This window comes from Desulfonatronum thiodismutans (assembly GCF_000717475.1).
In the GTDB taxonomy this organism is placed as follows: domain Bacteria; phylum Desulfobacterota; class Desulfovibrionia; order Desulfovibrionales; family Desulfonatronaceae; genus Desulfonatronum; species Desulfonatronum thiodismutans.
Map to the genome: position 1 here is coordinate 370,632 of NZ_JPIK01000004.1, position 12,120 is coordinate 382,751.

Consider the following 12,120-nt stretch of genomic DNA (forward strand, 5'->3'; position numbering starts at 1 on the left):
CTGCTCGAAACGAACGCCTTCAAACATCCAGACTATTCATTGTGTGACAATATTCTCTCACTAGTCATCCATTCTTGGCTACAAGGTCAAGCATGGGGTTCAAATGAAGCCCTTAGTCGGGAACCATGCGCAAACATATCTGAACAACACTGTATCACCTCTAAGGAATATCTGGGTGCGCGGGGATCGGATCGGACTCATCCGCCACCATCACCGCGCAACCGGACCCGCACGCCGTCGCGAAGCTCGCGGTCCGGATGGACGACCACGGTTTCGCCTTCCTCGATTCCGGAGATGATCCGCGTCCAATAGCCTCCGCGTTGGCCCGGTTCCACTATCCGCATCCGGGCCCGGTCGTCCCGGACCGTAAACACGGCCCAACAGTCGCCATGGCGAAACAAGGCGCTGGTCGGCACCCGGAGCACATCTTCGGCCTCCCAGAGCAGGAACCGGGCGTTGACCCGGTACCCGTGGCCCAGTCTGATCCACTGCTCCGGTGGTGAAGTCAGATCCACGACAACCAGCACCCGCTGCTCCTCCACGCCCAGGGCCGAAACCTTGGTAAAGCCCACCGGCTCCACCCGGCGCACCCGGCCTTCCAACGATTCGGGGCTGCCCCAGCGCTCCAGCAGAACCCGCATCTCCGGCTCCAGGCGCACGGCATCCGAGGACAGCACGTCCACCTCCACTTCCAGCGCGGCCGGGTCCCCGACCTCCAGGATCGATTCTCCCGGCTGAACCACCCGGGCGCTTTGAAAGAACCGGTGCAGCACCCGACCGGAAACCGGAGCCCGCAGCTCCACCAATCCTTCCGCGTCTTCCCGGTCGTGACCGGAAAACCGCAGTGCCGTTTCCGCCGCCTCCAGATCGAACTCGGCCGTGCGCACCCTGAACAGGGCCGAGCGTTTCATGGCCTCGGCCCGGTCGGCCTCGGTCTCGGCCTGTTCCAACTCGCTGTGGGAAATCACTTCCTGCCCGGCCAACCGTCGCAACCGCGCCAATTCGCTCGCGATGCGATCAGCCAGGGCGGCGGCCGCGTCCAATTCCGCCTCGGCCATGGTCATCACGGCTTCGGCGGCCCGGATCCTGGCCCGGGCTTCGGCCTCGGCCCGAACGTCCAGGGTCGTCGCGGGCAGGGCCCCGAGCACGGCGACCACCTCGCCGGCTTGCACCTCGTCCCCCACCTCCCAGGCGATCCGGCGAACCTGGGCCGCCAGAGGCGCGGAAATCACGTACCGGTCCCTGACCCTGGTCCGTCCTTCTTCTTCCACCACGATTTCCACCCGCCCCCGGGAAACCTGTTCCGTGTCCACCAGGATGGGTGAGGGACGAAAGCCCAGGGCCAGAAGCACGGCCCCGGCGACCACCGCCAGAAGAATCAGGATGCGCTTGCGCCAGTTCATGAGGGCGATTCCTTTTTTGGGTTGATGAAAAGACGTCATTCCCTGGTTTTGAGCACGCCGATCAGGTCCAGCTTCTTCAACCGCCTGGCCACCACCACCCAGGACAGGGCGCTGGCCGCCAGGATGGTCGTGGCCGCGAAGGCGAAAATACGCGGCTCCAGGATCATCGGGATGCGGTACAGTTCCGAGTCGATGCCGTGGACGATGTAGGCGATCAGCCCGATGCCGATCAGAAAACCCAGGGGGATGGCCATGACGGTCATCAAGGCCAGCTCGCCCAGTAGAATGGCCCCGACCTCGCCGCGGGTGAACCCCAGGACCCGCAGGCTGGCCATTTCCTTGGAACGTTCGGTCAAGGCGATGCGCGCGCTGTTGTAGACCACCCCGAAGGCGATGCTTCCGGCCAGCAGCGTGCTGAAAAAGGCGAAGGTGAGCACAATGTCGGCCATGGAATCGTAGAAGTTGCGGATGGCGGTTTGCCGGTCCGTGACGCTGGCCGCCCGGGGCGCGTCCTTGAGGGCGCGGACCGCCTCGCCGCGCAGCTCGGGATCCACCGCCAGATAGGCTCCGGATACGGCCGGGCCCTCCCGGAGCATGCGGTTCAGGGCATCCAGGTCCATATAGGCCGCCGAACCGGTGAACTCGCGCACGATTCCGGCCACCGGGACCTCCAGGCGCTCCCGGCGGCCTTCCAGGAATTCCACCTCCACCATGTCTCCGGGTCCCACGACCAGAACATCGGCCAGATAATCGCTGAGCACCAGCCCGTGGTCCGGCAAAGTGACCACGTTCAGCCGGTCGTCCAGGATGCGGCGCAGGTCGCTGTCCGGCTCCAGCCCTTGAATGCTCGTGCGATGGGTTACATGGCCGCGATGCAGCCGCACCCCGGCGATGCGCGTGGGCTCCACCAGCGTCACCCCCGGCAGGGCCGCCAGTTCGAACAGGACCCGCCGGGAGGTGGGTTCGACAAAGGTGACCATCAGGTCGTCGCGCTGGGCCAGGCCGTACTGCACCTTGATCAGGTAGTCCACGGACCCTTCCTGAAACCGACCGACCATCAGGATGGCGCACGCCAGGCCGATGCCGGCCACGGACAGCAGGGTCTTAACCGGTCGACGTTCCATGTTCCGCAGGACCATGCGCGAGGTCTGGCCCAGCAGACGCCGCGCGCCCAGGCGCTCCACCAGGGCGGTGCGAAAAATCGGCGGCGGTTCCGGACGCATGGCCTCGGCCGGCGGCAGGCGCACGGCTCCGCGCAGGGCGAACAGCGCTCCGAACAGACCTGCGGCCAGGGTGACCAGGGCCCCCAGAGCGGCTACTCTCGGGGAAAGGTGGTAGTCCAGATATGGAAAGCGGAAAAAGGTGCGGTATATCTCGGCCAACTGCTGCCCCAGCCAGCCCCCGGCGGCCATGCCCAACACCAGTCCCAGCAGAGAGATCAGCAGGACCATCTGGGCGTAGTGCGTTCCGATCCGCGCGTTGGAGTAGCCAAAGGCTTTGAGAATGGCGATCTGTTCGCGCTGGGTGCTGATCAGCCGGGTGAAGACCACGTTCAGCAAAAAGGCGGCCACCCCCAGGAAGATGGTCGGAAACAGGGTGGCCATGGTGGCCAGCTGGTCCAGCTCCACGGAGAGATAGCGATGGGAAAGCTGGTCCTCGCGGCCCACGGCCCCCTGCCCGCCGTAGGGCACCAGCAGGAAGTCCAGGCGTTCCAGCACGTCGCCGGTCCGGGCGTCCCGAGTCAGGGTCAAAACCACGTCGTTGAAGGCCCCGTCCATGTCGTAGGCCGCTGCCAGGGCGGTCCGGTTCATCCAGAAGATGCCGTGCCTCTCAAAATCCGGGAATAGGTCTCCAGGCTTGAGGTGGTAAATGAATTCCGGGGACAGGGCGATGCCCACGATGGTCAGTTCCTGGCGGCGGCCGTTGATGATCGCGGCCAGGGAGTCGCCGGGGCGAAAGCCGTGGGCTTCGGCAAAGGCCTCGCCGATCACGGTTTCCCGGTCCCGGCCGGGCCGGGGCAGCCGCCCCTCGCGCAGATGCAGCCGGTTCAGCTCGGCGTTGCGCCCGTCGGGCAGGGAGAGAAACAGCCCCGTGGCCGGGTCCGGATAGTCGGGAATATCCAAATTGGCCCCGGCCAGAATGCGCGTTTCCAGGGTCTGCACGCCGGATATCGCCTGGATCTGCTCCTCCAGGGAGATCGGAGCGCGTTTCAGGGACGCGAAAACATGGCTGAACCGGTAGTCCCGGTAAAAGGCGTCCCTGGTCATGGTCAGGGATTCCAGGCTGGTCAGGGACATGATCAGCGTGGCCACCCCGCCGGCAATGACCACGGCGATGGCCAGGGCCTGGCCGCGCATCCCCCAGAGTTCACGGAGCAGCTTACGGGTCAGGGAACTCATTTGGGGGCTCATTTGGGGGCTCACCTGGGGCCTCACCTGGGAACTCACCAGGACAGCTCCCGAGGCGCTTTCTTGTCCCGGTTCTCCACCACAGAGGCAATCTGCCCGTTGCTCAGGGAAATCACCCGATCGGCCATCCGGGCGATGTCCACGTTATGGGTGATCACCGCGGTGGTCGTGCCCAGGTCCTGGTTGGCCCGGTTCAGGGCCTCCAGCACGGCGATGCCGGTGGAAGAATCAAGGGCCCCGGTGGGTTCGTCGCAGAGCAGCACCTCGGGGCGCTTGGCAATAGCCCGGGCGATGGCCACCCGCTGCTGCTCGCCTCCGGAAAGCTGGGCCGGAAAATGATCCAGTCGCTCAGACAGCCCCACCAGGCTCAGGGCGTCCTCCGGGGTCATGGGGTCCGTGCTGATCTCCGTGACAATGGCCACGTTTTCCCGGGCCGTCAGGCTGGGGATCAGGTTGTAGAACTGGAAGACGAAGCCCACGACCCTGCGGCGAAACAGGGTCAGCTCCCGCTCCGTGGCCCGAACCAGATCCAGCCCCTGGCAGCGGACCGTGCCGCTGGTGGGCCGGTCCAATCCGCCCAGGATGTTCAGCAGCGTGGACTTGCCGCTCCCCGAAGGCCCCAGCAGAACCACGAATTCGCCGCGGTACAAGTCCAGATCCACCCCGCGCAAGGCAAAGACCTCCACCTCGCCCATGCGGTAAATCTTGGTCAGTGCTTCGGCGTGGAACACGACCCCGGCAGCTTCGGAAGCTTCGGAGGCTCTCGACTTTTCCGGCGTTTCAGTATGTTTCAAGGAGGACATGATCGCTCTCCTGGTTCGTGGATGCCAAGGGAGTCAAGCCGGCGATTTTTTCACAAAGCTGGACAAACTTGTTCTTGAGCCCAAATTATCGAAATCGCAATCGAAATCATTAAGCATTCAACATTGACCTGGTTTTTCGTCCACCTTATCTCTCATGACGTTCGATTTCGATTAGGGGTATAGCCTCGAGTCAACGGCGATTCTTGACTTGCATCTGAAAAGCGCTAATTTCTTCACTCATCCCATGTTTTCCAGATAACCGCAGCCATGCAGATCATCCTTTTTTCACATCTCGTCCACCCGCCGCAACGGGATGCCTTTCCTGATGCACCCTCATTCCTATGGTGCATGGCCGGGGCCTGAAGGCGCCCGCCGCGTTCAGGCCCATCCTCCCGGTGTTGATCCCGCTTCGTTCGGTCTCTTTCCCCAGTCCGAGCGACTTCATTCGCAAAACAGACGACATGGACCGCGAGCCGAGATTTCGGAACCTTGGAACCGTCCGGGTTCTGGTCCTAGCTTATCCGTTGCGCCCCAAACTGTGAACTCGATAGACACCTCGGCCACGAGCCAGATATTGGAGTCCTCATGACGCAGATTGTCAAACGCCCGGAAACCCTTCCGGAAATTCGCCCACCAGAGGTCCGGCGGCTGGAACCGGTTCGGACCCAAACGGTCACCTTCGAAGGCCCCGGAGAAACCCTGCACCTGGAATCCGGCCAGACCCTGCACCCCGTCACCGTGGCGTATGAAACCTACGGTCAACTGAACGACGCACGGGACAACGCCGTGCTGGTCTGCCACGCCCTGTCCGGGGACGCCCACGCCGCGGGGTATTACGGCCTGGAAAAGGATGAGAAGCCGGGCTGGTGGGACGTCCTGATCGGGCCGGGCAAGCCGCTGGACACGGACAAATACTTCGTGATCTCCAGCAACTTCCTGGGCGGGTGCAAGGGCACCACCGGGCCCTCCAGCATTGATCCGGCCACGGGCAAGCCGTACGGACTGGACTTCCCCTTTTATACGGTCAAGGACATGGTCCAGGTCCAGCGCCGACTACTCAAGCACCTGGGCGTGCCCCGGCTGCTGGCCGTGATCGGCGGCTCCCTGGGCGGAATGCAGGTCTTGCAGTGGGCCATCAGCTTCCCGGAAATGGTTCGCGGAGCCATTCCCATCGCCACCACGGCCCGCCTCTCACCCCAGGCCATCGCCTTCAACGAGGTGGCCCGGCAGGCGATCATGAGCGATCCGGACTGGAACGGGGGCGACTACTCCCTGGACGCCCAGCCGGAACGGGGGCTGGGGCTGGCCCGGATGATCGGGCACATCACCTATCTGTCCGAGCAGGCCATGCTCCGCAAATTCTCCCGCCGCTTCATCAACGGCCAGGGCCGCTCCTTCTGTCTGACCAAGGACTTTCAGGTGGAAAACTACCTGCATCATCAGGGATCGAGCTTCGTGCGCCGCTTCGACGCCAACACCTATCTCTACATCACCCGGGCCATGGACTACTTCGACCTGGAGGCTGCCTACGGACGGCTGTCCACGGCCTTTTCCGGCTGCCGCTGTCCGTTCTTGGTCGCCTCCTTCACCAGCGACTGGCTCTTTCCCCCGGAGCAGTCCCGGGAACTGGTCCAGGCCCTGCGCCGGGTCGGCCTGGACGTGTCCTACTGCAATATCGAAAGCGACCAGGGCCATGACGCCTTCCTGCTGCCCGGCCATCGCATGGGCGACGTGGTGGCCGGTTTTCTGGAGCGCCTGACCCGGATGGCCGCGTCATGAACGCCCATTGCGTCACCCCCCAACAGGTGGATTGGAGCCGCAGCCGTCCCCGGGACCGGGCCCTGGACCGGTCCATCGTCAGCCTGGTGCCCCAGGGGGCCAGGGTGCTGGACCTGGGCTGCGGCAACGGAGACCTGCTGTTGCGTCTGAAAGCGGATCGGGAAGTGGAAGAACGCGGAGTGGAGCTGGAGCCGGGGGCCGTGGCCGAGTGCCTGAGCCGCGGCCTGTCCGTGATCCAGGCCGATCTGGAGGAAAGTCTGGCTGATTTGCGGGAAGGGGCCTTCGACGTGGTGGTGCTCAACCAGGTGCTCCTGGCCACGGCCAGGCCGCTGCACCTGTTGACCGAGGCCCTGCGGGTCGGGCGGCGGGTCCTGGTCAGCTTCCCGAACTTCACCTACTGGCGGATCCGCTCCCAGATCGTGTTCAAGGGCCGCCTGCCCGTGAACCCGACCCTGCCCTACCAGTGGTACGACACCCCGAACATCCGCTTGGCCACGGTCAAGGACTTCCGGGCCCTATGCCAGGAAAAGCGCTGGAAGGTGCACAAAGAGCTGTTCGTCAACCTGGACCGCCAGGACCATCCCCGAACGGTCCGCTTCTGGCCGAACATGCGCGCCGCGCTGGCGCTCTTCGCGCTGGAGCGGGGGCAGGGCTGAAGCTGACTTTTGTGTGCTTCACGGTGGTTGCAAGGAATGTCTTGATCGGCAGGTTAGACTATTTCCAATTCAAAACTTCCCTTTCGGAATCTGAATCGGCGTCGGCGCTTCGCTATNNATAGCGAAGCGCCGACGCCGACCCCGATAACTGCATTTTCTCAAGCGAATAACGCATTTGCGAATTAGAAATGGTATTAGACGCTGATTCTCGGCCATGCCGGAATCCTGCCTGTCGGGTCTTGCGGTGAGGTTATTCACAAAGTGTGTCAAAAACGGACACATGCCCTGACCCACTTTTCCGATTGGCGATGTCCTCAGAATTTTTTATTCCTCTGATTTTTTTGACATGACACATTCCGTACGCATATCATACACAAAAAGGAGGCTAAAATGTCCAAAGCCAGAATCAACATCAGCATTGACCAGGATCTTGCCGATTTCGCCAAAACATTCGCGGCGGAGAACCGGACGTCTTTTTCCGAGGTTGTCACCCAGTACCTGCTGGCCCTTAAGCGTCGGGTTGAAGGAGAATCCGTGGAAGCGATCATGGCTCACCCGGCTTTCCACGCAGCCATGGAAGACGTTCAGACTCGTCTCCGTGACGGTTCCGTGCAATGGCATACATACAGCGAAGTGTTTGGCGACTAATGCAGGCACTGTTTGAACAAGCCTTTTTGAAGGCCGTTAAGCGCCATGCATCCATCAAGAAGCTGGTCCAGAAAAAAGTCGACATGATTCTGGCCGACCCCTCGGCCATTGGTGAACCACTCAAGGCCAACTGGCAGGGATTCTATTCCTGTCCGGTAAAGCGCAATTTCATCATTATTTACTTGTACTGCGAGGTTTGCCGGAAAAAAGGCGATGACAAGGTCGTTCTCTGCCAGGACTGTCAGGAGATGCCGGACCGAACGGTGAAGTTCGTCCTTTTGGGACCGCATGATACGGCGTACGGGATTTGAGGGTCGAATGGTCATGCAGGCTGATCATAGCTGGATGGCCTTGATTGTGTTTGGTTGTTCCCAAAATTTCGCACTCGTGCTCTCGGCCTCACGCAAAGGCCAGCATGTGCTGGGCAGTTACGTCAACCCGACTCGCCCAGCAACCGCCCGTCCGCGAGGCGCAAAATGCGCCCCGCATGCCGGGCGTTCTCCTCGCTGTGGGTGACCATGACGATGGTCCGCCCCTTGGCGTTGAGGCGGACCAGCAGGTCCATGACTTCGCCCCCGGTCTTGCTGTCCAGATTGCCTGTGGGTTCGTCGGCCAGGAGGATCGGCGGGTCGTTGACCACGGCCCGGGCAATGGCCACCCGCTCCTGCTCGCCGCCGGAAATCTCGCTGGGCAGCCGCCGGGCTTTCCTATCCAACCCCATTTCGGCCAGGGCCGCCAGGGCCCGCTCCTCCTTGTGCTTGCGGGGCTCGGAGATCACGGCCAGGGGGATCATCACGTTTTCCAAGACGTTCAGATAGGGCAGCAGGTGGAAGCTCTGGAACACGAAGCCCAGATACTCCCTGCGGAAGTCCGCTCGCTGATCCTGGTTCAGATCGTAGATGTTCAGGTCGTCCACGGTGAGGGTCCCAAACGTGGGGGTGTTCAGCGCCCCCAGAATGGACAGCAGCGTGGACTTGCCCGAGCCGGACTGCCCCATGACGGCCACGAATTCGCCGGAGATGATGCGCAGACCGACCTTGTCCAGGGCGGTCACGGCGGCCTCTCCTTGGCCGTACTTTTTGATCAAATTTTTCGCGATAATGTCGCTCACGATGTCTTCCTTGCGTGTTTAGATCGCCCGTAGGGCTTCGTTGGGATCCATCCTGGAAGCCATCAGGGCCGGATAGACGCTGGCCGCCAGGCCCACCAGCACGGCCAGTCCGATGGCCAGCACAGGCAGCAGCGGATCGCCGTGGGTGGCGTGGTGCGCCAGGGATGCGTCCACCTCGCCGATGATGAACAGGGGCAACGTCAACCGCGTCACCACCAAACCCAAAAGGTAGCCCAGAGCCCCCCCCACCAGGGAGAGAATCCCGGCCTCCAAAAAAATGATCCGCATCACGTGCCCGCGACGGTAGCCGATGGCCCGGAACACGCCGATTTCCGACGCCCGCTCGCGGATGTTGCCCATCATGGAGACCAGGACCATCAAGCCGGAAACCACGATGACCACGCCGCAGACGCCGTAGGCGAACTTCTCAAAGTGATCCATGGCCTGCATCCGACTTTCCACCACCTGCTGGATGGCCATGACCTGGGTGTTCGGCAGGGCCATGGAGATGTACTCCACCATTTCCTCGATGGGACAGCCGTGACACAGGGCCGCCACTTCGGCCATGGACACCAGCCCCTCCTTGTCCAGAATGCGCTGGGCCGTGCGCAGCGGGGTGAACAGCAGGTGATCGTCCTGGGATCCGGAGGGTTCAAGGACCCCGGAGACAGTCAGTTCGTCCGCAACTTCATTCGTCTCCACCCGCAGGACATCGCCGGGACCGAGGGACAGCAGGCGCGCCGCTTCCGCTCCCAGCAGGACTTGTTTTTCGAGATCGGGAACCGTTCCCGCGACGCGCCACCACGGCTTGAGCACCGCCGCGGCGGTGAAGTCCAGCCCGGCCAACAGCACGTTGTGCCCCTGGGCCTGAACCACGCCCAGGACCACCGGCCCCAGGGCGGCGATGTTCTGGCTGTAGGGAATGGTATAGACCTGTTGCAGCTCCTCCTCGTGGATCTTGCGCACGTCAAAGGACACGCCGCCCAGGGAGATCCCTCCGTAGCTCAGGGCCAGACTGTCGCTTTGCGGCAAAATGACGATGTTCGCCCCGTATTGCTCCAGTTGAAGCAGCATGTTCGACGAGACGGCCTGACGCAAACCGAGCAGGGCAACCACCGTGGCCACGGCGATGAGCAGTCCGGTGAGCACAAAGGCTGCCTTGGCCTTTCTGCGCTTGATATTGGCGAAGGCGATGGAGTTGAGGTTCATCCGCGTCCGCTCCCTGGTCCGAAGTCGAAATACCTCCGACCTTCCAGCACGTCCCCGGCCCGGATGACCAGATCACCCTCGCGCACCTGGCTGGCCAGAGGCGTGGGATTGCAGCCCCCGCGAACCTCGCCGATGATCCGCGAGGGAAAACGCATGCCGCAGTTGCGGCAGATCATCACGTTGCCGTCCTGGACATAGCCCATGTCGGCCTGCCAGCAGACGTCGCAGGCGTCAAAGGCCGTGCGGATCATGCCGTCCGGGGTTCGCAGGACAAAATACCTGATGCCCACCCCGTCCTCCGTACGCAGCACAAAATGCCTCGCCCGGCCGTCGACGAACAGGGCCGCGGAATGAACCAATTCTCCGTTGACCGGCGTGACGAGGGTCACCTCGGCACTTGTGTCCTTTGGCCCGGAATGGGTGAACAGCAAGAGCAGAATCGCCCCCGCGATCAGGATGCAGGCACCGAGCAGTATTTTTCGCGACGCCGGACTTCTTGATCCGGCCGGCGACGAGCCCAACACCGTGGCCTTTTTAGCGGAAATGCTTTGTTTTGATGAGGAATGATTGGGGGTATCTGACGTCATGGGGCCTCCGAAGACGCACAAGGATAAGGTTTGACTTGAATTCGGATTAAGAAGGTAAGGTTTGGGATTTACGTTGGCAAGTCGAACAGTGCACCAGGATAACTTTATCTTGGAAGCGAACCACGGATTGCTTAATTGCCAACAGCTTCACTCCTTCATTTCTAACGCCTCCGTGCCACTTGTTCACGAAATCACAATCTCACCCGCAGAAGTTGATTTTTCGGCCATTATTCTTGACAGCAAGCCCGTTGATAACATAGGAAGCACCCACCTTGTTCCAAAATGTGCAAAGTTGTCCTTGCAACGCAACCGTTCCTCTTTTTTAACCGGGTGTTTCCCTTTAGCACAATGAACAACACTTCCCTCTGGCTACGCCACCGCGGCCTGATCCTCCAGATCCTGATCCTGTCTGCGATCTGGCTGATTCTCAGCGGCAGAACCGACTTCATCTACCTCCTCTGGGGAGCCATCTCCGTCGCCTTCGTCATCTGGCTCAGCGGCAGACTCAACTCCATCCCCCTGGCCAAGGACGAACCCTGCGGCTCTACCAGAATCATCATCCCCAGGCTGATCGTCTACCTGTTCTGGCTGGTCTGGCAGATTATCAAGTCCGGGGTCTACGTGGCCTATGTGGTTTTGCATCCCAAGATGCCCATCGAACCGATGATCGTCCGTTTCACCTCCAAACAGCCAAACGTCCTGGCCCGGGTTATTCTCGGCAACTCCATCACCCTGACCCCAGGCACCTTGACCCTGGACATTGAGGACAATCTGTTCACGGTCCACGCCCTGACCCGTGACACCGAGGAGGATCTGGTCAGCGGCGACATGGAAGCCAGGGTGGCCCGGCTGTATATGCGGGAGTGTGAGAGTGAGGATATGTGCTGCGACATTGAACTGATCACTTCCGGACGGGGGAAATAGATGCAGACCTTTTTCATTACCATCGCCTTGGTTCTGTGCATTGCCCTGCTGATACCGTTCTACCGGGTCTACAAAGGGCCGACGGTCTTTGACCGTCTTCTGGGTGGCGCCGCGGTAGGGGCGAAGATCCTGACCTTGATCCTGCTCTTCGGTCTGATGTTCGATCGCCTGGACATGTTCATCGATATCTCGCTGGGCTACGCCATCTTAAACTTCGTTGGCGTGATCGCCATGGCCAAATATTTTCGTTCCAGCGCGAGGGCTGCGAAATGAGCTTTCTTCAAGACGCACTGGCCGTTATACTCGTACTGGGCGGGACATTCTTCATGCTCGTGGGCAGCATCGGCATCAACCGCCTGCCGGACTTCTTCACCAGGGCCCATGCCGCCGGGAAAGTGGACACCTTGGGAATCTTGATGTTCCTGACCGGTTTGGCCGTTTTTGAAGGCTTCACCCTGACTTCAGCCAAGCTGCTGCTGATCATCGTCTTCGTGGCCTTCACCAGCCCGGTCGCCGCCCACGCCCTGGCCCGCCGCGCCCTGCTTTACGGCATGAAACCCTGGTACGGAAACCGCAAGAACGAAGGCTGAGC

General features: G+C 61.6%; 13 protein-coding genes. 7 read left to right on the forward strand and 6 right to left on the reverse strand.

What is annotated here, in order from left to right; all coding sequences use genetic code 11:
- Positions 1-197: 197 nt before the first annotated feature.
- From GY33_RS0102360 to GY33_RS0102370, 3 genes are read right to left on the reverse strand one after another with little or no spacing between them, the layout of a single operon-like run.
- Positions 198-1,403 carry an efflux RND transporter periplasmic adaptor subunit gene (locus GY33_RS0102360; protein ID WP_031385792.1) on the reverse strand — a complete coding sequence of 402 codons (1,206 nt, stop codon included), beginning with the start codon at positions 1,401-1,403 and terminating at the stop codon, positions 198-200.
- 35 nt (positions 1,404-1,438) lie between these two features.
- The gene (locus GY33_RS0102365; protein WP_031385793.1) at positions 1,439-3,802 is read right to left on the reverse strand and encodes an ABC transporter permease; all 2,364 of its coding nucleotides are present in this window, start codon (positions 3,800-3,802) and stop codon (positions 1,439-1,441) included.
- A 44-nt stretch (positions 3,803-3,846) separates the two neighbouring features.
- Positions 3,847-4,614 (reverse strand): ABC transporter ATP-binding protein, encoded by a 768-nt coding sequence (locus GY33_RS0102370; protein WP_084184733.1) that lies wholly within the window; start codon positions 4,612-4,614, stop codon positions 3,847-3,849.
- Between the two features lie 585 nt (positions 4,615-5,199).
- On the opposite strand from GY33_RS0102370, the gene metX reads away from it, so the two are divergent.
- The 4 genes from metX (at position 5,200) to GY33_RS0102390 (ending at position 8,008) form a co-directional block, all read left to right on the forward strand.
- Positions 5,200-6,393, forward strand: a complete 1,194-nt coding sequence (gene metX, locus GY33_RS0102375) for a homoserine O-acetyltransferase MetX (protein WP_031385795.1) — start codon at positions 5,200-5,202, stop codon at positions 6,391-6,393.
- Positions 6,390-7,049 carry a methionine biosynthesis protein MetW gene (gene metW / locus GY33_RS0102380; protein WP_051822207.1) on the forward strand — a complete coding sequence of 220 codons (660 nt, stop codon included), beginning with the start codon at positions 6,390-6,392 and terminating at the stop codon, positions 7,047-7,049. The genes metX and metW overlap by 4 nt, the downstream gene beginning before the upstream one ends.
- 390 nt (positions 7,050-7,439) lie before the next feature.
- A complete protein-coding gene (locus GY33_RS0102385) occupies positions 7,440-7,697 on the forward strand; it encodes a DUF6364 family protein (protein WP_031385797.1) in 258 nt (85 codons plus the stop codon).
- Positions 7,697-8,008, forward strand: a complete 312-nt coding sequence (locus tag GY33_RS0102390; RefSeq protein ID WP_031385798.1) for a hypothetical protein — start codon at positions 7,697-7,699, stop codon at positions 8,006-8,008. Before GY33_RS0102385 ends, GY33_RS0102390 begins: the two co-directional genes overlap by 1 nt.
- 122 nt (positions 8,009-8,130) lie before the next feature.
- Here GY33_RS0102390 and GY33_RS0102395 read toward each other — a convergent pair whose 3' ends face one another.
- The 3 genes from GY33_RS0102395 to GY33_RS18900 are packed head-to-tail and all read right to left on the reverse strand — an operon-like array spanning position 8,131 to position 10,604.
- Entirely contained in the window at positions 8,131-8,808 is a 678-nt protein-coding gene (locus GY33_RS0102395) for an ABC transporter ATP-binding protein (RefSeq protein ID WP_031385799.1), read from the reverse strand.
- Between the two features lie 18 nt (positions 8,809-8,826).
- The gene (locus tag GY33_RS0102400; protein ID WP_031385800.1) at positions 8,827-10,017 is read right to left on the reverse strand and encodes an ABC transporter permease; all 1,191 of its coding nucleotides are present in this window, start codon (positions 10,015-10,017) and stop codon (positions 8,827-8,829) included.
- A complete protein-coding gene (locus GY33_RS18900; protein WP_051822208.1) occupies positions 10,014-10,604 on the reverse strand; it encodes a DUF2318 domain-containing protein in 591 nt (196 codons plus the stop codon). Before GY33_RS18900 ends, GY33_RS0102400 begins: the two co-directional genes overlap by 4 nt.
- 348 nt (positions 10,605-10,952) lie before the next feature.
- On the opposite strand from GY33_RS18900, the gene GY33_RS0102410 reads away from it, so the two are divergent.
- Genes GY33_RS0102410 through mnhG form a run of 3 tightly spaced genes read left to right on the forward strand, consistent with a single transcriptional unit; the run spans position 10,953 to position 12,118 of the window.
- Complete coding sequence (locus GY33_RS0102410; protein WP_161788432.1) at positions 10,953-11,528, forward strand: Na+/H+ antiporter subunit E; 576 nt, start codon at positions 10,953-10,955, stop codon at positions 11,526-11,528.
- Complete coding sequence (locus GY33_RS0102415; protein ID WP_031385803.1) at positions 11,529-11,801, forward strand: monovalent cation/H+ antiporter complex subunit F; 273 nt, start codon at positions 11,529-11,531, stop codon at positions 11,799-11,801.
- Positions 11,798-12,118, forward strand: coding sequence for a monovalent cation/H(+) antiporter subunit G (gene mnhG / locus GY33_RS0102420; protein ID WP_031385804.1), 321 nt, complete (start codon positions 11,798-11,800; stop codon positions 12,116-12,118). Before GY33_RS0102415 ends, mnhG begins: the two co-directional genes overlap by 4 nt.
- Positions 12,119-12,120: the final 2 nt, after the last annotated feature.

What these genes read in the sequence shown, in the direction of transcription:
- GY33_RS0102370 (WP_084184733.1), bottom strand. Translation starts at nt 4,614, where the DNA reads ATGTCCTCCTTGAAACATACTGAAACGCCGGAAAAGTCGAGAGCCTCC.
- GY33_RS0102385 (WP_031385797.1), top strand. Translation starts at nt 7,440, where the DNA reads ATGTCCAAAGCCAGAATCAACATCAGCATTGACCAGGATCTTGCCGAT.
- GY33_RS0102365 (WP_031385793.1), bottom strand. Translation starts at nt 3,802, where the DNA reads ATGAGTTCCCTGACCCGTAAGCTGCTCCGTGAACTCTGGGGGATGCGC.
- GY33_RS0102415 (WP_031385803.1), top strand. Translation starts at nt 11,529, where the DNA reads ATGCAGACCTTTTTCATTACCATCGCCTTGGTTCTGTGCATTGCCCTG.
- GY33_RS0102410 (WP_161788432.1), top strand. Translation starts at nt 10,953, where the DNA reads ATGAACAACACTTCCCTCTGGCTACGCCACCGCGGCCTGATCCTCCAG.
- mnhG (WP_031385804.1), top strand. Translation starts at nt 11,798, where the DNA reads ATGAGCTTTCTTCAAGACGCACTGGCCGTTATACTCGTACTGGGCGGG.
- GY33_RS18900 (WP_051822208.1), bottom strand. Translation starts at nt 10,604, where the DNA reads ATGACGTCAGATACCCCCAATCATTCCTCATCAAAACAAAGCATTTCC.
- metX (WP_031385795.1), top strand. Translation starts at nt 5,200, where the DNA reads ATGACGCAGATTGTCAAACGCCCGGAAACCCTTCCGGAAATTCGCCCA.
- GY33_RS0102390 (WP_031385798.1), top strand. Translation starts at nt 7,697, where the DNA reads ATGCAGGCACTGTTTGAACAAGCCTTTTTGAAGGCCGTTAAGCGCCAT.
- GY33_RS0102400 (WP_031385800.1), bottom strand. Translation starts at nt 10,017, where the DNA reads ATGAACCTCAACTCCATCGCCTTCGCCAATATCAAGCGCAGAAAGGCC.
- GY33_RS0102360 (WP_031385792.1), bottom strand. Translation starts at nt 1,403, where the DNA reads ATGAACTGGCGCAAGCGCATCCTGATTCTTCTGGCGGTGGTCGCCGGG.
- metW (WP_051822207.1), top strand. Translation starts at nt 6,390, where the DNA reads ATGAACGCCCATTGCGTCACCCCCCAACAGGTGGATTGGAGCCGCAGC.